This is a genomic window from Candidatus Streptomyces philanthi (assembly GCF_059553635.1).
Genome location: NZ_JCANQV010000084.1, coordinates 1 through 22,097 on the forward strand (window position 1 = coordinate 1; position 22,097 = coordinate 22,097).

At 72.8% G+C, this 22,097-nt stretch carries 20 protein-coding genes; 17 read left to right on the forward strand and 3 right to left on the reverse strand.

The window, feature by feature from the left end; genetic code table 11:
- Nucleotides 1–545 (forward strand): adenine phosphoribosyltransferase (locus tag AC51EU_RS12765; RefSeq protein ID WP_496266982.1); only part of this gene is annotated, 545 nt, incomplete at its 5' end.
- A gap of 164 nt (nt 546–709) precedes the next feature.
- Nucleotides 710–3,250 carry a RelA/SpoT family protein gene (locus AC51EU_RS12770; RefSeq protein WP_496266983.1) on the forward strand — a complete coding sequence of 847 codons (2,541 nt, stop codon included), beginning with the start codon at nt 710–712 and terminating at the stop codon, nt 3,248–3,250.
- Between the two features lie 78 nt (nt 3,251–3,328).
- On the opposite strand, the gene AC51EU_RS12775 is transcribed toward AC51EU_RS12770, so the two are convergent.
- Nucleotides 3,329–4,558, reverse strand: a complete 1,230-nt coding sequence (locus tag AC51EU_RS12775; RefSeq protein ID WP_496266984.1) for a DUF349 domain-containing protein — start codon at nt 4,556–4,558, stop codon at nt 3,329–3,331.
- A gap of 240 nt (nt 4,559–4,798) precedes the next feature.
- On the reverse strand, nt 4,799–5,611 hold the full coding sequence (locus tag AC51EU_RS12780; protein WP_496266985.1) for a peptidylprolyl isomerase: 813 nt from the start codon (nt 5,609–5,611) through the stop codon (nt 4,799–4,801).
- A gap of 184 nt (nt 5,612–5,795) precedes the next feature.
- Here AC51EU_RS12780 and AC51EU_RS12785 point away from each other — a divergent pair, with 184 nt between their 5' ends.
- The 4 genes from AC51EU_RS12785 to AC51EU_RS12800 all read left to right on the forward strand — a co-directional run bounded on the left by AC51EU_RS12785 (nt 5,796) and on the right by AC51EU_RS12800 (nt 10,078).
- On the forward strand, nt 5,796–6,509 hold the full coding sequence (locus tag AC51EU_RS12785) for an MBL fold metallo-hydrolase (protein WP_496266986.1): 714 nt from the start codon (nt 5,796–5,798) through the stop codon (nt 6,507–6,509).
- Nucleotides 6,510–6,520: 11 nt separating this feature from the next.
- Entirely contained in the window at nt 6,521–7,783 is a 1,263-nt protein-coding gene (hisS, locus tag AC51EU_RS12790; protein ID WP_496266987.1) for a histidine--tRNA ligase, read from the forward strand.
- A gap of 216 nt (nt 7,784–7,999) precedes the next feature.
- Complete coding sequence (locus AC51EU_RS12795) at nt 8,000–8,641, forward strand: vitamin K epoxide reductase family protein (RefSeq protein ID WP_496266988.1); 642 nt, start codon at nt 8,000–8,002, stop codon at nt 8,639–8,641.
- A 78-nt stretch (nt 8,642–8,719) separates the two neighbouring features.
- On the forward strand, nt 8,720–10,078 hold the full coding sequence (locus tag AC51EU_RS12800) for a replication-associated recombination protein A (protein WP_496266989.1): 1,359 nt from the start codon (nt 8,720–8,722) through the stop codon (nt 10,076–10,078).
- A gap of 24 nt (nt 10,079–10,102) precedes the next feature.
- Here AC51EU_RS12800 and AC51EU_RS12805 read toward each other — a convergent pair whose 3' ends face one another.
- Nucleotides 10,103–10,849, reverse strand: coding sequence for a DUF2470 domain-containing protein (locus AC51EU_RS12805; RefSeq protein ID WP_496267001.1), 747 nt, complete (start codon nt 10,847–10,849; stop codon nt 10,103–10,105).
- Nucleotides 10,850–11,034: 185 nt separating this feature from the next.
- Between AC51EU_RS12805 and rpsD the strand changes: the two genes are divergently transcribed.
- The 11 genes from rpsD (at nt 11,035) to aroQ (ending at nt 21,857) form a co-directional block, all read left to right on the forward strand.
- Nucleotides 11,035–11,646 (forward strand): 30S ribosomal protein S4, encoded by a 612-nt coding sequence (gene rpsD, locus AC51EU_RS12810; protein WP_496266990.1) that lies wholly within the window; start codon nt 11,035–11,037, stop codon nt 11,644–11,646.
- Nucleotides 11,647–11,843: 197 nt separating this feature from the next.
- Nucleotides 11,844–12,278 (forward strand): DUF948 domain-containing protein, encoded by a 435-nt coding sequence (locus AC51EU_RS12815; RefSeq protein ID WP_496266991.1) that lies wholly within the window; start codon nt 11,844–11,846, stop codon nt 12,276–12,278.
- An 8-nt stretch (nt 12,279–12,286) separates the two neighbouring features.
- Entirely contained in the window at nt 12,287–12,628 is a 342-nt protein-coding gene (locus AC51EU_RS12820; protein ID WP_496266992.1) for a DUF6167 family protein, read from the forward strand.
- Complete coding sequence (gene alaS, locus AC51EU_RS12825) at nt 12,628–15,297, forward strand: alanine--tRNA ligase (RefSeq protein ID WP_496266993.1); 2,670 nt, start codon at nt 12,628–12,630, stop codon at nt 15,295–15,297. Before AC51EU_RS12820 ends, alaS begins: the two co-directional genes overlap by 1 nt.
- 14 nt (nt 15,298–15,311) lie before the next feature.
- Nucleotides 15,312–15,776: a Holliday junction resolvase RuvX gene (ruvX, locus tag AC51EU_RS12830; protein ID WP_496266994.1), complete on the forward strand. Its 465-nt coding sequence runs from the start codon at nt 15,312–15,314 to the stop codon at nt 15,774–15,776.
- Nucleotides 15,777–15,901: 125 nt separating this feature from the next.
- Nucleotides 15,902–17,608 (forward strand): endolytic transglycosylase MltG, encoded by a 1,707-nt coding sequence (gene mltG, locus AC51EU_RS12835; protein ID WP_496266995.1) that lies wholly within the window; start codon nt 15,902–15,904, stop codon nt 17,606–17,608.
- A 4-nt stretch (nt 17,609–17,612) separates the two neighbouring features.
- Entirely contained in the window at nt 17,613–18,443 is an 831-nt protein-coding gene (locus AC51EU_RS12840; RefSeq protein WP_496266996.1) for a shikimate dehydrogenase, read from the forward strand.
- Between the two features lie 111 nt (nt 18,444–18,554).
- Nucleotides 18,555–19,739 carry a chorismate synthase gene (aroC, locus tag AC51EU_RS12845; RefSeq protein ID WP_496266997.1) on the forward strand — a complete coding sequence of 395 codons (1,185 nt, stop codon included), beginning with the start codon at nt 18,555–18,557 and terminating at the stop codon, nt 19,737–19,739.
- A complete protein-coding gene (locus AC51EU_RS12850) occupies nt 19,736–20,293 on the forward strand; it encodes a shikimate kinase (RefSeq protein WP_496266998.1) in 558 nt (185 codons plus the stop codon). The genes aroC and AC51EU_RS12850 overlap by 4 nt, the downstream gene beginning before the upstream one ends.
- Nucleotides 20,290–21,381: a 3-dehydroquinate synthase gene (gene aroB / locus AC51EU_RS12855; protein ID WP_496266999.1), complete on the forward strand. Its 1,092-nt coding sequence runs from the start codon at nt 20,290–20,292 to the stop codon at nt 21,379–21,381. Before AC51EU_RS12850 ends, aroB begins: the two co-directional genes overlap by 4 nt.
- Complete coding sequence (gene aroQ / locus AC51EU_RS12860; protein WP_496267000.1) at nt 21,378–21,857, forward strand: type II 3-dehydroquinate dehydratase; 480 nt, start codon at nt 21,378–21,380, stop codon at nt 21,855–21,857. The genes aroB and aroQ overlap by 4 nt, the downstream gene beginning before the upstream one ends.
- The last annotated feature ends 240 nt before the right edge of the window (nt 21,858–22,097 follow it).

Here is a 22,097-nt window from a genome sequence, read left to right on the forward strand (position 1 = left end):
GCGCCCCCGCCGAGCTGCGCGAGCTGCTCCTGAGCCGGATAACCGACGTCCCCGACTACCCGCAGCCCGGGGTGACGTTCAAGGACATCACCCCGCTGCTGGCCGACGCCGCCGCCTTCGGCGCGCTGACCGACGCCTTCGCCGGTCTGTGCACCCGGCTGCGCGCCGACAAGGTGGTGGGCCTGGAGGCACGCGGTTTCATCCTCGCCGCGCCCGTCGCCGTCCGCGCCGGTGTCGGCTTCGTCCCGGTCCGCAAGGCCGGCAAACTGCCCGGCAAGACACTCGGACAGGCGTACGACCTGGAGTACGGCACCGCCGAGGTCGAGATCCACGCCGACGCGCTGGCGCCCGGCGACCGGGTCCTGGTCATCGACGACGTGCTGGCCACCGGCGGCACCGCCGACGCCTCGCTGCGGCTGATCCGCCGCGCGGGCGCCGACGTCGCCGGGGTGGCGGTGCTCATGGAACTGGGCTTCCTCCCCGGCCGGAAACGGCTGGCGGACGGCCTCGGCGGGGCGCCGCTGGAGGCCCTGCTCACCGTCTGACAGGTTCCGTGCACGCGGGGGGCACCCGGAAGAAACCCGGGTGCCCCCGCGCTGTGCCGGGTGCGGGCCCGTGCGGCCGCGGAGGAGTCCGGGCGCCCGGCTCGATACCATGGCACCCCGGCCCGTTCGAGGTCCGGTGGTCCGGAACCGCATGAGGAGTGCTCTTGCCAGACGAGGCCCAGCCGCTCTCCCCCGGACTGCGTCCGGCGGGCTCTCCCGCCACGCACCCGGCCGAGCCGAAGCCGCAGGACGCGGCGTCACCGGAGACGGCGCGGCACGGCGCCGCGTCCCGGACCCAGGCCGGCCCCGCGGCGCCCCCCGCCTCCGCGGCAGCCGACCGTCCCGCCCCCGAACCGAAGCCGCCGGCCACACCCCGCCCGGCGCCGTCCGCCCCGGCCTCCCGCGCCGGCTCGCCCAACCGCGTCCGGGCCCGCCTCGCCCGCCTCGGCGTCCAGCGCTCCAGCCCGTACAACCCGGTCCTGGAGCCGCTGCTGCGCATCGTGCGCAGCAACGACCCGAAGATCGAGGCGGCCACGCTGCGCCAGGTCGAGCGCGCCTACCAGGTCGCCGAGCGCTGGCACCGCGGCCAGAAGCGCAAGAGCGGCGACCCGTACATCACCCACCCGCTCGCGGTGACCACCATCCTCGCCGAGCTGGGCATGGACCCCGCCACCCTGATGGCGGGTCTGCTGCACGACACCGTCGAGGACACCGAGTACGGCCTGGACACCCTGCGCCGCGACTTCGGCGACCAGGTCGCGCTGCTCGTCGACGGCGTCACCAAGCTCGACAAGGTCAAGTTCGGTGAGGCCGCGCAGGCGGAGACCGTCCGCAAGATGGTCGTGGCGATGGCGAAGGACCCGCGCGTCCTGGTCATCAAGCTCGCCGACCGCCTCCACAACATGCGCACCATGCGCTACCTCAAGCGGGAGAAGCAGGAGAAGAAGGCCCGCGAGACGCTGGAGATCTACGCCCCGCTGGCGCACCGGCTGGGCATGAACACCATCAAGTGGGAGCTGGAGGACCTCGCCTTCGCGATCCTCTACCCCAAGATGTACGACGAGATCGTCCGGCTGGTCGCCGAGCGGGCACCCAAACGCGACGAGTACCTCGCGATAGTGACCGACGAGGTCCAGGCCGATCTGCGCGCCGCCCGCATCAAGGCCACCGTCACCGGCCGTCCCAAGCACTACTACAGCGTCTACCAGAAGATGATCGTGCGGGGCCGCGACTTCGCCGAGATCTACGACCTGGTGGGCATCCGTGTCCTCGTCGACACCGTCCGCGACTGCTACGCGGCGCTCGGCACCGTCCACGCGCGGTGGAACCCGGTCCCCGGCCGGTTCAAGGACTACATCGCGATGCCGAAGTTCAACATGTACCAGTCGCTGCACACGACGGTCATCGGACCGGCGGGCAAGCCCGTCGAGCTCCAGATCCGCACCTTCGACATGCACCGCCGCGCCGAGTACGGCATCGCCGCGCACTGGAAGTACAAGCAGGAGGCCGTCGCCGGCGCCTCCAAGGTGCGCACCGACGTGCCCAGGAGCGCGGGCAAGGGCGCCGGCCAGGACACCGTCAACGACATGGCCTGGCTGCGGCAGCTGCTGGACTGGCAGAAGGAGACCGAGGACCCGGGCGAGTTCCTGGAGTCGCTGCGCTTCGACCTGTCCCGCAACGAGGTCTTCGTCTTCACGCCGAAGGGCGACGTCATAGCGCTGCCGGCCGGCGCCACCCCCGTCGACTTCGCGTACGCGGTGCACACCGAGGTCGGCCACCGCACGATAGGGGCCCGGGTCAACGGGCGCCTGGTGCCGCTGGAATCGACGCTGGACAACGGTGACCTGGTGGAGGTCTTCACCTCCAAGGCGCCCGGCGCCGGGCCGTCCCGCGACTGGCTGGGCTTCGTCAAGTCCCCGCGCGCCCGCAACAAGATCCGCGCCTGGTTCTCCAAGGAACGCCGCGACGAGGCCATCGAACAGGGCAAGGACGCCATCGCCCGCGCGATGCGCAAGCAGAACCTGCCCATCCAGCGCATCCTGACCGGCGACTCCCTGGTCACCCTCGCGCACGAGATGCGCTACCCCGACATCTCCGCGCTCTACGCCGCCATCGGCGAGGGCCATGTCGCGGCGCAGGGCGTCGTCCAGAAGCTGGTGCAGGCGCTCGGCGGCCAGGACGAGGCCACCGAGGACATCGCCGAGTCCACCCCGATCAGGCCGCGGTCCAAGCGCCGCTCCAGCGCCGACCCGGGCGTCGTGGTCAAGGGCGTCGACGACGTCTGGGTGAAGCTGGCCCGCTGCTGCACCCCCGTGCCGGGCGACCCGGTCATCGGCTTCGTCACCCGCGGCAGCGGCGTCTCGGTGCACCGCGCCGACTGCGTCAACGTGGACTCGCTGTCGAAGCAGCCGGAACGCATCCTGGAGGTCGAGTGGGCGCCGACCCAGTCGTCGGTGTTCCTCGTCGCCATCCAGGTGGAGGCGCTGGACCGCTCGCGGCTGCTGTCGGACGTCACCCGCGTCCTGTCCGACCAGCACGTCAACATCCTCTCCGCGGCCGTGCAGACCTCCCGCGACCGCGTCGCCACCTCCCGCTTCACCTTCGAGATGGGCGACCCCAAGCATCTGGGGCACGTCCTGAAGGCGGTCCGCGGCGTCGAGGGCGTCTACGACGTGTACCGCGTGACGTCGGCGCGCCGGCCCTGACACGACGGCAGTGAGAAAGGGGGCGGCCCCGGTACGGGATCCGTACCGGGGCCGCCCCCTTCGTGCCCGGTGCCCGGCTCAGCCGCCGAACTCCTCCAGGCCCTTGAGCGCCTGGTCCAGCAGCGCCTTGCGGCCCTCCAGCTCCCGGCCGAGCTTGTCGGCCTTGGCGGTGTTGCCGGCCGCCCGCGCGGCGTCGATCTCCGACCGGAGCTTGTCGACGGCGTCCTGGAGCTGGCCGGTCAGACCCGCGGCGCGGGCCCGCGCCTCCGGGTTCGTCCGCCGCCACTCGGCCTCCTCGGCCTCCTGGATGGCGCGCTCCACGGCGTGCATCCGCCCCTCGATCTTCGGGCGGGCGTCCCGCGGCACATGGCCGATGGCCTCCCACCGCTCGTTGATCGAACGGAACGCGGCCCGCGCGGCCCGCAGGTCCGACACCGGGAGCAGCTTCTCGGCCTCGGCGGCCAGCTCCTCCTTGAGCGTCAGGTTCTCCCGCTGCTCCGCGTCACGCTCGGCGAACACCTCGCTGCGCGCCTGGAAGAACACGTCCTGGGCGCCGCGGAAACGGTTCCACAGATCGTCCTCGTGCTCGCGCTGGGCGCGGCCCGCGGCCTTCCAGTCGGCCATCAGCTCGCGGTAACGGGCCGCGGTGGCCCCCCAGTCCGTCGACCGCGACAGCGCCTGTGCCTCGGCGACCAGCTTCTCCTTGACGCGCCGCGACTCCTCGCGCTGCGCGTCCAGCGCGGCGAAGTGCGCCTTGCGCCGCTTGGAGAACGCCGAGCGGGCGTGCGAGAAGCGGTGCCACAGCTCGTCGTCCGTTTTGCGGTCCAGCCGCGGCAGGCCCTTCCAGGTGTCGACCAGGGCGCGCAGCCGCTCACCGGCGGCCCGCCACTGCTCGCTGGCCGCCAACTGCTCGGCCTCGGCGACCAGTTCCTCCTTGGCCCGCTTCGCCTCGTCGCTCTGCCGCGCCTTCTGCGCCTTGCGCTCCTCGCGGCGGGAGTCGACGCCGGCGACGAGCGCGTCGAGCCGCTTGCGCAGCGCGTCGAGGTCGCCCACCGCGTGGTGCGCGTCGACCTGCTCCCGCAGGTGCCCGATGGCGGTCATGGCGTCCTTCGCCGACAGGTCGGTGGTCCTGACCCGGCGTTCGAGGAGGCCGATTTCGACGACCAGGCCCTCATACTTGCGCTCGAAGTAGGCGAGAGCCTCCTCGGGGGATCCCGCCTGCCACGATCCGACGACCTTCTCGCCGTCGGCGGTACGCACGTACACGGTCCCCGTCTCGTCGACGCGGCCCCATGGGTCGCTGCTCACAGCGCCTCCTCCACATGATGCCGACGGGCGTGCGGCCCCGGCATCGTCCACAGTTTCTGTCCGGCGGGGCCGAGCCCCGTCCGGTTCCGACGGCCCGTCCAGCAGGTGGGTGCGGGTGGCGGCCGTCGGAGCAGGCACCCTACCCAACGCCAATCTAGGCGACGGGCGGTCGGCTGTCCGCATCCAGCGCGACCCGATTTCCACGGATCGCACGAGGTGACGCGCCTGCCGCCCGCCCGGTCACGAGGCGGTCACCTTCGCCCGGTCGATCACGACGGTGGCGTTCGGCGCCGTGTTGCCGGTCGACGGGTCGGGCGACGAACCGGCCGCGGCGATCTTCTTGAGGACGTCCATGCCGCCGGTGATCCTCCCGAACGGCGTGTAGTCCGGGGGCAGCCTGCTGTCCTCGTAGACGAGGAAGAACTGGGCGCCGCCGGAGTTCCGGGTCTTGTCGGTGCCCTGGTAGCGGTTGGCCATCGCGACCGTGCCGGCCGGGTAGACGCCGCCCTTGAGCCGCGGGTCCTTGAGGTTCTCGTCCGGGATCGTGTAGCCGGGTGTGCCCGTTCCCGTGCCGGTCGGGTCCCCGCACTGGAGGATGTGGAGGCCCTCGTCGACCAGGCGGTGGCACCTGCTGTGGTCGAAGTAGTGCTGCCCGGCGAGGAACGCGAACGAGTTCACCGTGTGCGGGGCCTTGGCGGCGTCGAGCTTCATGTCGATCTCGCCGCAGGTGGTGCTGAGCTTCGCGGTGTGGGACGCCGAGGTGTCGACGGTCATCCGCGGCTCCTTCGGCCAGGTCTTCTTCGACGGCTCACCCGGGGCGGGGGAGCGGCACGGGTCGGCGGGCCGGGCCGCCGACCGGTCGTCGGTGTCCGGGCCGCCGACGAGGGCGCCCGAGGCGTAGGCCGCGGCGCCCGCGGCGAGGGCCACCGCCAGGGCGGAGGCGACGACGGCGTTGCGGCGCTTGGTCTTCCGGCGGGCCGCCTCCCGGCGTTTCTCCTGGCGCTCGAACCGCTCCCGGGCGAGCTGCCGCCGCCGCTGATCGCTGCTGGCCACCGGTCGTCTCCTTCGTCCTGCGCTCGGGCGTACTGCACAAGGGTCTGCTGTGCGTGGCCGTACCGTAACGGGTTGGCCCCCGCGGGAGGGGCGCCGGTAGGCTCTGGAGCTGCCCAGATGTTCCCGGAGCGGCCCCGCGGGCCCTACCGCCGCGCCGCCGCCCCACCGACCTTTAAGGACGAACGTGCTGATTGCCGGGTTCCCGGCCGGGGCCTGGGGGACCAACTGCTACCTGGTCGCCCCCGCCCCGGGCGAGGAGTGCGTCATCGTCGACCCCGGCCACCAGGCGGCCCAGGGCGTCGAGGAGACGGTCAGGAAGCACCGGCTCAAGCCCGTGGCGGTCGTTCTCACCCACGGCCATGTCGACCATGTCGCCTCCGTCGTCCCGGTGTGCGGTGCCCACGACGTCCCGGCGTGGATCCACCCCGGGGACCGGCCCATGATGAGCGACCCGGAGAAGGGCCTCGGCCGCGCCCTCGGACAGCGGATCATGGGCGAGCTGGCGGTGGGGGAGCCGGACGACGTCAAGGAACTCACCGACGGCAGCGTGCTGCGCCTGGCCGGGATGGAGTTCTCCGTCGCGCACGCCCCGGGCCATACCAAGGGGTCGGTGACGTTCAGGCTCCCCGAGCAGGCCGACATCCCGCCGGTCCTCTTCACGGGCGACCTGCTGTTCGCCGGCTCCATCGGACGCACCGACCTGCCGGGCGGCGACCACGCCGAGATCCTCCGTTCGCTGGCACGTGTGTGCCTGCCCCTGGAGGACTCGACCGTCGTCCTGTCCGGCCACGGCCCCCAGACCACCATCGGCCGCGAGCGCGCCACCAACCCGTTCCTGCGGGAGGTGGCCGCCGGCCTCGGAGACGGCACCACGGCCGCTCCACGACGAGGAATGTGACGAAACCTTCCGTGAGCACCTTCAAGGCCCCCAAGGGCACGTACGACCTGATCCCGCCGCAGTCCGCCGTCTACCTGGCGGTGCGCGAGGCGATCGCCGCGCCGCTGCGGCGCTCCGGTTACGGCTACGTCGAGACGCCCGGTTTCGAGAACGTCGAGCTGTTCGCCCGCGGTGTCGGTGAGTCCACCGACATCGTCACCAAGGAGATGTACGCCTTCGAGACCCGCGGCGGCGACCGGCTCGCGCTGCGCCCCGAGGGCACCGCCTCCGTGCTGCGCGCCGCGCTGGAGGCCAACCTCCACAAGGCGGGCAACCTCCCCGTCAAGCTCTGGTACTCCGGCTCGTACTACCGCTACGAGCGCCCGCAGAAGGGCCGCTACCGCCACTTCTCGCAGGTCGGCGCGGAAGCCGTCGGCGCCGAGGACCCGGCGCTCGACGCCGAGCTGATCATCCTGGCCGCCGACGCGTACCGCTCGCTCGGCCTGAAGGACTTCCGGCTGCTGCTCAACTCGCTCGGCGACCGGGAGTGCCGCCCCGCCTACCGCGCCGCCCTCCAGGACTTCCTGCGCGGCCTCGACCTCGACGAGGACACCCGCCGCCGCGTCGACATCAACCCGCTGCGGGTGCTGGACGACAAGCGGGAGTCGGTGCAGAAGCAGCTGACGGGCGCGCCGCTGCTGCGCGACCACCTGTGCGAGGCGTGCAAGACGTACCACGAGCAGGTGCGCGAGCTGCTGACCGCGGCGGGCGTGGCCTACGAGGACGACCCCAAGCTGGTCCGCGGGCTGGACTACTACACCCGTACCACCTTCGAGTTCGTCCACGACGGCCTCGGCGCGCAGTCCGCGGTCGGCGGCGGCGGCCGCTACGACGGGCTGTCCGAGATGATCGGCGGCCCCGCGCTGCCGTCCGTCGGCTGGGCGCTGGGCGTCGACCGGACCGTGCTGGCGCTGGAGGCCGAGGGCATCACCCTCGACATCCCGCCCGCAACGGCGGTGTACGCGGTGCCGCTGGGCGAGGAGGCCCGCAGGGCCCTGTTCGACGCGGTCACCGCGCTGCGCCGGGCGGGCGTGGCCACCGACTTCGCGTTCGGCGGCAAGGGCCTGAAGAACGCCATGAAGTCGGCGAACCGCTCCGGGGCGCGGCTGGCGCTCGTCGCCGGTGAGCGGGACCTGGCCGAGGGCGTGGTGCAGCTCAAGGACCTTCAGAGCGGCGAGCAGCGGCCGGTGGCGCTGGACGCGGTGGTCGAGGAGGTCCGGCGGGCGCTGGGCTGAGTTCTTGGGACCACGGCGGGGCCCGGGGGCGCGTGCGCGCCTTCCGGGCCCCGCCGCGTACCGGGGGACGTCAAGGCGCGGGGGTGCCGTTCATCCGGGGCGGGGTGGTCGCGGCAGGGTGGTCCGCCACCCGGTTGGGGCACAATGAAGGACGCGGCCGCCGCCCGCGGGCCCGCGTCCTGCCCGACCACCCATGGGATCGACGGAAACGGCGATATGACGACGACAGCGCTTGACGACGTGTCCATCGACGGCGACCGCGACGGCGGCCGGGGCACCATCGGGGCGGGCCGCGGCCTCGCCTGGCTCCTGATCATCACGGGCGCGCTGGGCATCCTGGCGTCCTGGGTCATCACCCTCGACAAGATCGAGCTGCTCAAGGACCCGAGTTTCGTCCCCGCGTGCAGCTTCAACCCGATCATCTCCTGCGGCACCGTCATGCAGAGCGCGCAGGCCGAGGTCTTCGGCTTCCCGAACCCGCTGGCCGGGCTCGTCGCCTTCCCGGTGGTCGTCGCGATCGGCGTCGGCCTGCTGGCGGGCGCCCGCTACCGCCGCTGGTTCTGGGCCGGCCTCAACATCGGCTCGTTGCTGGGCACGGTGTTCTGCATGTGGCTGATGACCCAGACGCTCTACACGATCAACTCGCTGTGCCTGTGGTGCACCCTCACCTGGTGCGCCACCCTCCTGATGTTCTGGTACACCACCGTCCACAACATCCGGCACGGGATCATCCCGCTGCCGGAGAAGGCGCGCGGGCCGGTGCTGGAGTTCCACTGGGTGGTGCCGGTGCTCTGGTACGGCGTGATCGGGCTGCTCATCCTCACCCGTTGGTGGTCCTACTGGAGCTCGCTGCTCTGAGGCCACGCCGCCCTGTGACGGCCCCGTCCCGCTCCGGGACGGGGCCGCGCTGTCGGTGGGGTGGCATAGGCTCGTCGTGTGGAGCCCGATCTGTTCACCGCAGCCGCCGAAGACCGCCAGGAGAAGGACCCCGCGCGGTCCCCGCTCGCCGTACGGATGCGTCCGCGCACCCTTGACGAGGTCGTGGGCCAGCGGCATCTCCTCAAGCCCGGGTCGCCGCTGCGCCGGCTCGTCGGCGAGGGCGGCGGCGGTCCCGCGGGCCCGTCCTCGGTCTTCCTGTGGGGGCCGCCCGGTATCGGCAAGACGACCCTCGCCCATGTCGTCAGCCGGGCGACGAACAAGCGCTTCGTGGAGCTGTCGGCGATCACCGCGGGCGTCAAGGAGGTCCGCTCCGTCATCGACGGCGCCCGCCGCGCCTCGGGCGGGTACGGCAAGGAGACCGTTCTCTTCCTGGACGAGATCCACCGCTTCAGCAAGGCGCAGCAGGACTCGCTGCTGCCCGCCGTCGAGAACCGCTGGGTCACCCTGATCGCCGCGACGACGGAGAACCCGTACTTCTCGGTGATCTCCCCGCTGCTGTCGCGTTCGCTGCTGCTGACGCTGGAGCCGCTGACCGACGACGATCTGCGCGGGCTGCTGCGCCGGGCGCTGACGGACGAGCGGGGCCTGGGCGGCGCGGTCACCCTGCCCGAGGACACCGAGGCGCATCTGCTGCGGATCGCGGGCGGGGACGCGCGCCGGGCGCTGACGGCCCTGGAGGCGGGCGCCGGTTCCGCCCTGGCCAAGGGCGAGCCGGCCATCACCCTGGCGACGCTGGAGGACTCCGTCGACCGGGCCGCGGTCAAGTACGACCGCGACGGCGACCAGCACTACGACGTGGCCAGCGCGCTGATCAAGTCGATCCGGGGCTCGGACGTGGACGCGGCGCTGCACTACCTGGCGCGCATGATCGAGGCGGGGGAGGACCCGCGGTTCATCGCCCGCCGGCTGATGATCTCGGCGAGTGAGGACATCGGTCTCGCCGACCCGACGGCGTTGCAGACGGCGGTGGCCGCCGCGCAGGCCGTCGCGCTGATCGGGTTCCCGGAGGCGCGGATCACGCTCAGCCAGGCCACCATCGCGCTCGCCCTGGCGCCGAAGTCGAACGCGGCCTACACGGCGATCGACGCCGCGCTCGCCGACGTCCGCGCGGGGCTGGCCGGGCCGGTCCCGGCGCATCTGCGCGACGGCCACTACAAGGGCGCCGAGAAGCTCGGCCACGGCCGCGGCTACCAGTACCCGCACGATCTGCCGGGCGGTATCGCGGCCCAGCAGTACGCGCCGGACACCGTGCACGGCAAGCGGTACTACACACCGACCCGGCACGGCGCGGAGGCGCGCTACGCCGAGGTCGCCGACCGGGTGCGGGGCAGACTGCGCGGCGGCACGGGGGAGTGAGGCCCGCGTCGGGGCGGCACCGGGTCAGTTCCCGGCGGCCTCGAAGAGGACGTGCATCGCCCGGCGCAGCCCGGCGACGTCGCGCACCGGCTCGGGGAAGTCGAACCGGGCGTCGAACGGGTGGGCGCCGGGGGCGCTGAAGCGGACCCGCAGCCCGAAGCGGTCCAGGCCCACGGGCACGGCCCCGGCGGGGCCGGCGCAGCCGCCCGGCGCCCGCTCGCCCAGCAGCGCGCACAGTCCGCGCACCTGCTCGGAGTGGGCGGCGTGCAGATGCTGGAGCAGTTCGGCCTCGTGGGCCACCAGCGGGTCGGGCGAGGCCGCGGCGAACTCGTCGGGCTCGACGGTCTCGGCGCCCCACAGGTCGTCCACGGTGCACTCGCCGACCTCCAGGCGCAGCAGCGCCCAGGCGGCGCGTGAGCCGTCCGCGCCGGGGCGCAGCGCGTCGCCGATGCCGAGGAGCTCGCCGACGGGGTGGCGCTCGGCGAGGAGGACGGCCGCGCGGGCGCGTTCCTCGTCGGGGACGGGGGTGAGCCAGCCGGCGATCCATGCCCGTCCGCGGATGCGGTGGGGCACCGCGACCGGCGCGACGTCCGTGATCTCCATCACGGCGGTGAGCTCGTCGTCCTGGGCGTGGGAGGCGGCGCGGGCGGCCGCACAGCCGCCGGGGGCCAGCAACAGCACGTCTCCGGCGCTGGTCACGCTGCGGCAGACGGGGTCGGAGAGCCCGCTGTCGTCGGGGTCCTCGATTCCTGGGACGGCGAGCGAGCCCATACCATGGGACTCGACGAGGGTTCGTACACGTTCGGCGGCGGTGGGGCGCCGGACGTCTTCCATGGGACGCGGCTGACCCGTCCCGGCGCTGTGACCGGCGCCGGGCAGGGGGATCCCAGGTCGAGACATGCGTTCTCCTCGCGGTAAGGTAAGCCTCACCTAACTTACATGGAGGTTCGTTCCACGTGAACCAGTCGCGTCCCAAGGTCAAGAAGTCGCGCGCCCTCGGCATCGCGCTGACGCCGAAGGCCGTCAAGTACTTCGAGGCCCGTCCCTACCCGCCCGGCGAGCACGGCCGTGGCCGGAAGCAGAACAGTGACTACAAGGTCCGTCTGCTGGAGAAGCAGCGTCTGCGCGCTCAGTACGACATCAGCGAGCGCCAGATGGTGCGTGCCTACGACCGCGCTCGGAAGGTCGAGGGCAAGACCGGCGAAGCGCTGATCGTCGAGCTTGAGCGCCGTCTGGACGCGCTCGTCCTGCGGGCCGGCCTGGCCCGCACCATCTACCAGGCCCGCCAGATGGTCGTCCACGGCCACATCTCGGTCAACGACCGCAAGGTGGACAAGCCGTCCTTCCGCGTCCGCCCCGGCGACGTGGTGATGGTCCGCGAGCGCAGCCGCGACAAGCACCCCTTCCAGGTCGCGCGCGAGGGCGGCTACGCCCCCGACGGTGAGATCCCCCGCTACCTGGAGGTCAACCTCCAGGCGCTGGCGTTCCGCCTGGACCGGGACCCCAACCGCAAGGAGATCCCGGTGATCTGCGACGAGCAGCTCGTCGTCGAGTACTACGCCCGCTAGTACCCGCCCGGTAGCAGCGCGCTCCGCCCGCCGTCTCCCCGCCGTCCGCGGAGGGGGAGGCGGCGGGCGCGTCTTGCGCCCCTCCCGCCCGCGCGCCCCCGGCCGCGGTGCGGACGCACCGTCACGGCGCGATAAGGTCGACGGTGCCGTTCGAGCAGGACGGACACCCCCAAAACCAGTCGGAGAGTGGTGCCAACGTGTCCGGTGGAGAGGTGGCCGGGATCCTCGTCGCCGTCTTCTGGGCGATCCTCGTGTCGTTCCTCGCCCTCGTGCTGGTGAGGCTCGCGCAGACGCTCAGGGCGACGACCAAGCTGGTGGCCGAGGTCACCGAACGGGCCGTCCCGCTGCTCGCCGACGCCTCGGACACCGTCCGCTCCGCGCACAGCCAGCTCGCCCGCGTCGACGCCATCACCGCCGACGTCCAGGAGGTCACCGCCAACGCCTCGGCGCTCTCCTCGACCGTCTCCTCCGCCTTCGGCGGCCCCCTGGTCAAGGTCGCCGCGTTCGGCTACGGCGTGCGCCGCGCCATCGGCAAGAAGGCCGCACCGGAGCCCCCGCGCACCGTCGTCACCGGCCGTACCCTCCCCTCCGCCCGCCGTGGCGGGCGCCGCACCCGTCGCACCAAGGACTGATCACCGCGATGTTCCGCCGCGCTTTCTGGTTCACCACCGGCGCCGCCGCCGGCGTGTGGGCCACGCACAAGGTCCAGCGCAAGCTCCGCAGCCTGACCCCCGAGAGTCTCGCCGCGCAGGCCGCGGACCGCGCCGTCGAGGCCGGCCACCGGCTGCGCCGATTTGCGCTGGACGTACGCGACGGAATGGCGGACCGTGAGGTACAGCTCCACGAGGCGCTGGGCCTGGCCACGGACCCGGACCAGCCCCGTGAGCTGCCCGCGCAGCGCCGCCCGGCGCTCGCACCGCACCCGACCACCCCGATCCGCACCTCCCGGGCAACCGGGCCGAACCGAAACGAGGACCACTGATGGAGTCGGCCGAAATCCGCCGCCGCTGGCTGCGCTTCTTCGAGGAGCGCGGGCACACCGTCGTGCCGTCGGCGTCGCTCATCGCGGACGACCCGACGCTGCTGCTGGTCCCCGCGGGCATGGTGCCCTTCAAGCCGTACTTCCTCGGCGAGGTCAAGCCCCCCTTCGAGACCGCCACCAGCGTGCAGAAGTGCGTCCGCACCCCGGACATCGAAGAGGTCGGCAAGACCACCCGGCACGGCACGTTCTTCCAGATGTGCGGCAACTTCTCCTTCGGCGACTACTTCAAGGAAGGCGCCATCAAGTACGCCTGGGAGCTGCTGACCGGCTCCCGGGCCGACGGCGGCTACGGCCTCGACCCCGAGCGCCTGTGGATCACCGTCTACCTCGACGACGACGAGGCCGAGCGCATCTGGCACGAGGTCGTCGGGGTGCCCAAGGAGCGCATCCAGCGCCTGGGCAAGAAGGAGAACTACTGGTCGATGGGCGTCCCGGGCCCCTGCGGCCCCTGCTCCGAGATCAACTACGACCGCGGCCCGGAGTTCGGGATCGAGGGCGGCCCGGCCGTCAACGACGAGCGGTACGTCGAGATCTGGAACCTCGTCTTCATGCAGTACGAGCGGGGCGCCGGCATCGGCAAGGAGGACTTCGAGATCCTCGGCGAGCTGCCCAGCAAGAACATCGACACCGGCCTCGGCCTGGAACGCCTGGCGATGATCCTCCAGGGCGTGCACAACATGTACGAGACCGACACCCTGCGCGTCGTCATCGACAAGGCCACCGAGCTGACCGGCGTCCGCTACGGCGCCGCCGACCACTCGGACGTCTCGCTGCGCGTGGTCGCCGACCACATGCGCACCTCCACGATGCTCATCGGCGACGGCGTCACCCCCGGCAACGAGGGCCGCGGCTACGTCCTGCGCCGCATCATGCGCCGCGCCATCCGCAACATGCGGCTGCTGGGCGCCACCGGCCCGGTCGTCGGCGAACTGCTCGACGTCGTCATCCGCACGATGGGCCAGCAGTACCCCGAGCTGCTGGAGGACCGCCGCCGCATCGAGACCGTGGCACTCGCCGAGGAGGCCGCGTTCCTCAAGACCCTCAAGGCCGGCACCAACATCCTCGACACCGCCGTCGCCGACACCAAGGCCGCCGGCGGCACGGTCCTCGCCGGCGACAAGGCGTTCCTGCTCCACGACACCTGGGGCTTCCCCATCGACCTCACCCTGGAGATGGCCGCGGAGCAGGGCCTCTCCGTGGACGAGGACGGCTTCCGCCGGCTGATGAAGGAGCAGCGCGAGCGCGCCAAGGCCGACGCCCAGGCCAAGAAGCACGGCCACGCCGACCTCTCCGCCTACCGCGAGGTCGCCGACACCTCCGGCGCCACCGAGTTCACCGGCTACCGCGACACCGAGGGCGAGGCCACCGTCGTCGGCCTGCTCGTCGGCGGCGTGCCCTCGCCCGCGGCCCACGAGGGCGACGAGATCGAGATCGTCCTCGACCGCACCCCCTTCTACGCCGAGGGCGGCGGCCAGCTCGCCGACACCGGCCGGATCAAGCTGGACTCCGGCGCCGTCGTCGAGGTCCGCGACGTCCAGAAGCCGGTCCCCGGCGTCACGGTGCACAAGGGCGTCGTCCAGGTCGGCGAGGTGGTGGTCGGCGCCGGCGCCCACGCCGCCATCGACGTCACCCGCCGCCGCGCCATCGCCCGCGCCCACAGCGCCACCCACCTCACCCACCAGGCGCTGCGCGACGCCCTGGGCCCCACCGCGGCCCAGGCCGGTTCGGAGAACTCCCCGGGCCGCTTCCGCTTCGACTTCGGTTCGCCGTCCGCGGTGCCCGGCGCCGTCCTCACGGACGTCGAGCAGAAGATCAACGAGGTGCTCGCCCGCGAACTCGACGTGCACGCCGAGGTCATGAGCATGGAGGACGCCAAGAAGCAGGGCGCCATCGCCGAGTTCGGCGAGAAGTACGGCGACCGGGTCCGCGTGGTGACCATCGGCGACTTCTCCAAGGAACTGTGCGGCGGTACGCACGTCCACAACACCGCCCAGCTCGGCCTGGTGAAGCTGCTCGGCGAGTCGTCCATCGGCTCCGGCGTGCGCCGCGTCGAGGCGCTGGTCGGCGTGGACGCCTACAAGTTCCTCGCCCGGGAGCACACCGTCGTCTCGCAGCTGACCGAGCTGGTCAAGGGCCGCCCCGAAGAGCTGCCCGAGAAGATCTCCGGTGTCCTGGCCAAGCTGAAGGACGCCGAGAAGGAGATCGAGAAGTACCGCGCCGAGAAGGTCCTCCAGGCCGCGGCCGGGCTCGCCGCCGACGCCAAGGACATCCACGGCACGGCACTGGTCGCCGCCCAGGTCCAGGACGGCACCTCCGGCGACGACCTGCGCAAGCTGGTCCTCGACGTGCGCGGCCGCATCCCCGGTGACCGCGCCGCCGTCGTCGCCCTGTTCACGGTGGCCAACGGCCGCCCGGTGACCGTCGTCGCCACCAACGAGGCGGCCCGCGAACGCGGCATCAAGGCCGGTGACCTGGTCCGCGCGGCCGCCAAGACGCTGGGCGGCGGGGGCGGCGGCAAGCCGGACGTCGCCCAGGGCGGCGGCCAGAACGCGGCGGCCGTGCCCGAGGCCCTGGCGGCCGTCGAGCGGCTCGTCGCCGAGGCGGCCTGAGCCGGGTGAGTGGTGTGCGACGCGGACGGCGCATCGCGGTGGACGTCGGGGACGCCCGCATCGGGGTCGCCTCGTGCGACCCCGACGGCATCCTCGCCACCCCCGTCGAGACGGTGCCGGGACGTGACGTCCCGGCGGCGCACCGGCGGCTGAGGGCGATCGTCGAGGAGTACGAACCGCTGGAGGTCGTGGTCGGCCTGCCCCGCTCCCTCAACGGGGGAGAGGGGCCGGCCGCGGCCAAGGTACGGGAGTTCGCCCGGCGGATGGCGGCGGACATCGCGCCCGTGGCCGTCCGGCTCGTCGACGAGCGGATGACGACCGTCACCGCCGCCCAGGGGCTGCGGGCCTCCGGCGTGCGGAGCAAGAAGGGCCGCTCGGTCGTCGACCAGGCGGCCGCCGTGGTGATCCTCCAGAGCGCCCTGGAGACCGAACGGGTGTCCGGGAACCCCCCTGGTGAGTGCGTCGAAGTGGTCATCTGATCGCGGTACGGTAACGTGCCGCCGAATGCGGCCGCGGTTCGAACAACCGCACGTGCAAGCAGAGGCGGGTCCGAACAGCAAGCGCGCACACCGGGAGCGCACCGCCTCTCGGCTCTAGGGGATCGATGACCGAGTATGGCCGGGGCTACGGCTCCGAACCGTGGCATCCGCAGGACCCGCTCTACGGAGAGCAGGGGCCCTACGGAGGCCACGGGCAGCAGCCCCAGTGGGACGGGCAGCAGCCCGTCCCCCACCCGCAGCCCTACGGCGGCGGGGGCTGGGACGGCGCGCACGGCGGGCAGCAGCCGTACGACCCGTACGCGCAGCAGCCCGCGGACCCCTACGGCACGGCGGGGCACGACCCCTACGGCAATCAGGGCGGCTACCCGCAGCAGCCGCACCAGGCACCGCAGGACCCGCACCAGGTCCCGCAGGACCCGTACCACCAGCAGCAGATGCCGCAGGGCCCGCACGGCGTCCCCCCGTACCAGGACCCGCACGGCGTCCCCCAGCACCAGGTCCCGCACGACGGAGCGCCGCGGCAGCAGGATGTCGCCGGGGACGACTGGCGCGCCGCCCCCGACCCGGAACCGCGGGTGTACGCCCCGGAACCGGAGCGGACCCCCGACCCCGAAGCGGACCACGCCTTCTTCTCCGACGGCACGTCCGACAGGGCCGCCGACGACGACGGTGACGAGCCGCGCGAGGGCCGCCGCGCCGCCCGTGAACGCCGCGGCAAGAAGGGCAGGAAGAACAAGCGCCACAGCGGCCGCGCCTGCCTCGTCGTCACCGCCGTGCTCGTCGGGGGCGTCGGCACCGTCGGCTACTTCGGCTACGACTTCCTCATGAGCCGCTTCGGCTCCCCGCCCGACTTCGAGGGCGACGGCAGCGGCAGTGTCCAGGTCGACATCCCGGACGGCTCACCCGTCCAGAAGATGGGCCAGATCCTCAAGCGCGAGGGCGTCGTCAAGAGCGTCGACGCCTTCACCAAGGCCGCCGGGGAGAAGAACCTCCAGGCCGGCGCCTATTCGCTGCACAAGAAGATGTCCGCGGCCGCGGCCGTCAGAATGATGCTGGACCCCGCGAGCCGCAACGGCCTCACCGTCAGCGAAGGACTGCGCGCCGTCGCGGTCTACGAACTCATCGACAAGAAACTCCACCTCCCGTCGGGCACCACGAAAACCATCGCCCGCAAGGACGCCGGAAAACTCGGACTGCCCTCCTGGGCGAACGACTCCGCCGACATCAAGGACCCGCTGGAGGGATTCCTCTACCCGTCGACGTACAGCGTCGGCGAGCGCGCGAAGCCACAGGACGTCCTCAAGCAGATGGTGGCCCGCGCCAACCAGGAGTACGCCAAGTACGACCTCGCGGACAACGCCGCCAAGCTCCACCTCAAGTCGCCGTTGCAGCTGGTCACCGTCGCCAGCCTCACCCAGGCCGAGGGGCTGACCCACGACGACTTCCGGAAGATGGCCGCCGTCGTCTACAACCGTCTCGCGCCGGGCAACACCGACACGAACGGGAAGCTTGAGTTCGACTCGACGTACAACTACCTGAAGAACCAGAGCAAGATAAACATCGGCACCGGCGAGATCCGCAGCAACAAGGACGCCTACAACACCTATCACCATCCCGGTCTGCCGCCCGGCCCGATCGGGAATCCGGGGGCCGACGCGCTCAAGGCGTCGATCGACCCGGACGATTCGCAGAAGTGGCTGTATTTCATCTCCATAGACGGGAAGAAGACCGACTTCACCACGAATTACGACGACCACGAAAAGCTCGTGGACAAGTTCAACGAGCGGCAGAGAGCACAGAAGGAAAACTGAAGACATGCCCGTCCCCGCGAGGAAAGCCGCCGTCCTGGGATCGCCGATCGCGCACTCCCTCTCCCCGGTGCTGCACCGCGCCGCCTATGACGCGCTCGGGCTGCGCGACTGGGAGTACGACCGCCACGAGGTCGACGAGGCCGCGCTGCCCGGCTTCCTCGCGGGGCTGGACGCCACCTGGGCCGGGCTGTCGCTGACCATGCCGCTCAAACGCGCCGTGATCCCGCTGCTCGACGGCGTCAGCGCCACCGCCCGCGCGGTGGAGGCGGTCAACACCGTCGTGTTCGGCGCCGACGGGCGGCGCCACGGCCACAACACCGACATCCCCGGCATGCTCGCCGCGCTGAGCGAACGCGGCGTCGAGCACGTCGAACGGGCCGCCGTCCTCGGCGCCGGCGCCACCGCCTCCTCCGCCCTCGCCGCCCTCGCGCGGATCTGCTCCGGCGAGGTCACCGCGTACGTCCGCAGCGCGGCACGGGCCGCCGAGATGCGCGGCTGGGGCGAGCGGCTGGGCGTCACCGTCCGCACCGCGCCCTGGGAGGACGCCGCCGACGCCCTGCGGGCGCCGCTGGTCGTCGCCACCACCCCGGCGGGCGCCGCCGACGCGCTGGCCGCGGAGGTCCCCGACGCCCCGGGCACCCTCTTCGACGTGCTCTACGACCCGTGGCCGACGCCGCTCGCCGCCGCCTGGTCCGGGCGCGGCGGAGCCGTCGTCGGCGGCCTGGACCTCCTGGTCCACCAGGCCGTGCTCCAGGTGGAGCTGATGACCGGGCGCTCCCCGGCGCCGCTCGCCGCGATGCGCGCGGCGGGCGAGGCCGCCCTCGCCGCCCGCTGAGCCGCTGCCGCACGCCGTCCGCTCCCCGGACGTGGCGCCCTCCGTCTCCCGTGACGTGGGAGGATCGTGGGGAAGACCGTACGCGCAGTAGGCAGTACTTGAGGAGCACCGTTGAGCAGGTTGCGCTGGCTGACGGCCGGGGAGTCCCACGGCCCCGCACTCGTGGCGACGCTGGAGGGCCTCCCGGCCGGCGTCCCGATCACCACGGAGATGGTGGCGGACGCGCTGGCCAGGCGGCGGCTGGGCTACGGCCGCGGTGCGCGGATGAAGTTCGAGCGCGACGAGGTCACCTTCCTCGGCGGCGTACGGCACGGCCGGACGCTGGGCTCCCCGGTGGCCGTGATGGTCGGCAACACCGAGTGGCCCAAGTGGGAGAAGGTCATGGCGGCCGACCCGGTCGACGAGGCCGAACTCGCCGAGCTGGCGCGCAACGCGCCGCTGACCCGCCCCCGCCCCGGCCACGCCGACCTCGCCGGCATGCAGAAGTACGGCTTCGACGAGGCCCGCCCCGTCCTGGAGCGCGCCTCCGCACGCGAGACCGCGGCCCGGGTCGCGCTCGGCACCGTGGCCCGCTCCTTCCTCAAGGAAGCGGCCGGCATCGAGATCGTCTCGCACGTCGTCGAACTGGCCGCGGCCAAGGCGCCCCGCGGCGTCCTGCCCGTCCCCTCCGACACCGGGAAGCTGGACGCCGACCCGGTGCGCTGCCTCGACCCGGACGCGAGCCGGGCGATGGTCGAGGAGATCGACAAGGCCCACAAGGACGGCGACACCCTCGGCGGCGTCGTCGAGGTCCTGGCCTACGGCGTGCCGGTCGGCCTGGGCTCCCACGTCCACTGGGACCGGCGGCTGGACGCGCGGCTGGCCGCCGCGCTGATGGGCATCCAGGCCATCAAGGGCGTCGAGGTCGGCGACGGCTTCGACCTGGCGCGGGTGCCGGGCTCGCAGGCGCACGACGAGATCCTCGCCACCGACGACGGCATCAGGCGCGCCTCCGGCCGCTCCGGCGGCACCGAGGGCGGTCTGACCACCGGTGAACTGCTGCGCGTGCGTGCCGCGATGAAGCCGATCGCGACGGTGCCGCGGGCGCTGGCGACCGTCGACGTCACCACCGGCGAGGCCGCCCAGGCCCACCACCAGCGCTCCGACGTCTGCGCCGTCCCCGCCGCCGGGATCGTCGCCGAGGCGATGGTCGCCCTCGTCCTCGCGGACGCCGTGCTGGAGAAGTTCGGCGGCGACAGCGTGCCCGAGACGCGCCGCAACGTGCGCGCCTTCCTCGACAACCTGGCGATCAAGTGACGTCCCCGGTCGCCGTCCTCGTCGGCCCGCCCGGAGCGGGCAAGTCGACCGTGGGCGCGCTGCTGGCCGCCCGCCTCGGCGTGGCCTACCGGGACACCGACGACGACATCGTCGCCACCGCGGGCAAGCCGATCGCCGACATCTTCGTCGACGAGGGCGAGGCGTACTTCCGCACGCTGGAGCGCGAGGCCGTGCGCGCCGCCGTCACCGGGCACCCGGGCGTCCTGGCGCTCGGCGGCGGCGCGGTCATGGACGAGGGCACCCGGAGGCTGCTGACCGGACTCCCGGTCGTCTTCCTGGACGTCGCCCTCGCCGACGCCGTCAAACGGGTCGGCCTGGACGCGCCCCGCCCGCTGCTCGCGGTCAACCCGCGGCAGCGCTGGCGCGAACTGATGGAGCAGCGCCGCCCGCTGTACACCGAGGTCGCCCGCGCCGTGATCCCCACCGGGGGGCTGACCCCCGAGGAGGTCACCGACGCGGTGCTCGACGCACTGGAGCCGGAAGAGGGCGCGGGGCCGAAGCCGCGCGCCGCCGGCAGGGAGGAACACGCATGACGGAGCAGGTCACCCGCATCCGGGTCGGCGGCACGGCGGGCACCGACCCGTACGACGTACTCGTCGGGCACCGGCTGCTGGGGGAGCTCGCCGGCCTGGTCGGCACGGGCGCCAAGCGGGTCGCGGTGCTGCACCCGGAGGCGCTGGCCGCCACCGGGCAGGCGCTGCGCGAGGACCTGGCGGACCAGGGCTTCGAGGCCATCGCCGTCCAGCTGCCGAACGCCGAGGAGGCCAAGACCGCCGAGGTCGCCGCGTACTGCTGGAAGGCGCTCGGCCAGAGCGGCTTCACCCGCAGCGACGTGATCGTCGGCGTGGGCGGCGGCGCCACCACGGACCTCGCCGGTTTCGTGGCGGCGACCTGGCTGCGCGGGGTCCGCTGGATCGCGGTGCCGACGACGGTGCTGGGCATGGTGGACGCCGCGGTCGGCGGCAAGACCGGCATCAACACCGCCGAGGGGAAGAACCTCGTCGGCGCCTTCCACCCGCCGGCCGGGGTGCTCTGCGACCTCGCCGCCCTCGACTCGCTGCCGGTCCACGACTACGTCTCGGGCCTGGCCGAGGTCATCAAGGCCGGTTTCATCGCCGACCCGGTGATCCTCGACCTGATCGAGGCGGACCCGGAGGCGGCCCGCCGCCCCGACGGCCCGCACACCGCCGAGCTGATCGAGCGGGCGATCCGGGTCAAGGCCGAGGTGGTCTCCGCCGACCTGAAGGAGTCCGGGCTCCGGGAGATCCTCAACTACGGGCACACGCTGGCGCACGCCATCGAGAAGAACGAGCGCTACAGCTGGCGGCACGGCGCCGCCGTCTCCGTCGGCATGGTCTTCGCCGCCGAACTCGGCCGGATCGCCGGGCGGCTGGACGACGCCACCGCCGACCGGCACCGCGCCGTCCTCGCCTCCGTCGGCCTGCCGCTGACCTACCGCGGCGACCAGTGGCCCAAGCTGCTGGAGACGATGAAGGTCGACAAGAAGTCCCGCGGCGACCGGCTGCGCTTCATCGTCCTCGACGGGCTGGCCCGGCCCGCCGTCCTGGAGAGCCCCGACCCGGCGATGCTGCTCGCCGCCCACGCGGAGATCGCCGCATGAGCGCCGACGCTCCCGGGCGCGACGAGGGACGGACGGCGCCCCGCCGTGTTCTGGTCCTCAACGGCCCCAACCTCGGCCGGCTGGGCTCCCGCGAGCCCGACGTCTACGGCGCCACCTCCTACGCCGGGCTGGTCGAGGTGTGCACCACGCTCGGCCGGGAGCTGGGCCTGGACGCCGAGGTGCGCGAGACCAACGACGAGGGGGAGATGATCCGCTGGCTGCACGAGGCGGCGGACGGCGCGATCCCCGTCGTCATCAACCCCGGTGCCTTCACGCACTACTCGTACGGCATGCGGGACGCGGCGGCCCAGCGCACCGCCCCGCTGGTCGAGGTGCACATCTCCAACCCGTACGCCCGTGAGGCGTTCCGCCACAACTCGGTCCTCGCGGCCGTCGCCAGCGGCACGGTCGCCGGGTTCGGCATCGGCTCCTACCGGCTCGCGCTGCGCGCCCTCGCCGAGGAACTCGACGGCTGACGCCGCCCCCCGGGCACCACCCGCCGCCCCCGGCCGTTCACACGACGAGCGCCGGGGGCGGTACCGTTCGGTTCCGCCCGCGCCGGGGGCCGGTGCGCCCCGGGGCCGCCGCGCGGCACGTCCACCCAGCCGACCGCACGAGACGGAGAGCCACCGGATGCAGTACGCAGTGGGGTCGCTGCCGCCGGGCCGCAGGCCGGCACCGGAGCAGCAGGCCGCGACGAGCTGGCCCCCGCACCA

Bases quoted from the DNA above. Each gene is read 5' to 3' on its own strand.
- AC51EU_RS12795 (WP_496266988.1), top strand. From the start codon at position 8,000: ATGACGACGACAGCGCTTGACGACGTGTCCATCGACGGCGACCGCGAC.
- AC51EU_RS12805 (WP_496267001.1), bottom strand. From the start codon at position 10,849: ATGGGCTCGCTCGCCGTCCCAGGAATCGAGGACCCCGACGACAGCGGG.
- AC51EU_RS12820 (WP_496266992.1), top strand. From the start codon at position 12,287: ATGTTCCGCCGCGCTTTCTGGTTCACCACCGGCGCCGCCGCCGGCGTG.
- alaS (WP_496266993.1), top strand. From the start codon at position 12,628: ATGGAGTCGGCCGAAATCCGCCGCCGCTGGCTGCGCTTCTTCGAGGAG.
- mltG (WP_496266995.1), top strand. From the start codon at position 15,902: ATGACCGAGTATGGCCGGGGCTACGGCTCCGAACCGTGGCATCCGCAG.
- AC51EU_RS12840 (WP_496266996.1), top strand. From the start codon at position 17,613: ATGCCCGTCCCCGCGAGGAAAGCCGCCGTCCTGGGATCGCCGATCGCG.
- aroB (WP_496266999.1), top strand. From the start codon at position 20,290: ATGACGGAGCAGGTCACCCGCATCCGGGTCGGCGGCACGGCGGGCACC.
- aroQ (WP_496267000.1), top strand. From the start codon at position 21,378: ATGAGCGCCGACGCTCCCGGGCGCGACGAGGGACGGACGGCGCCCCGC.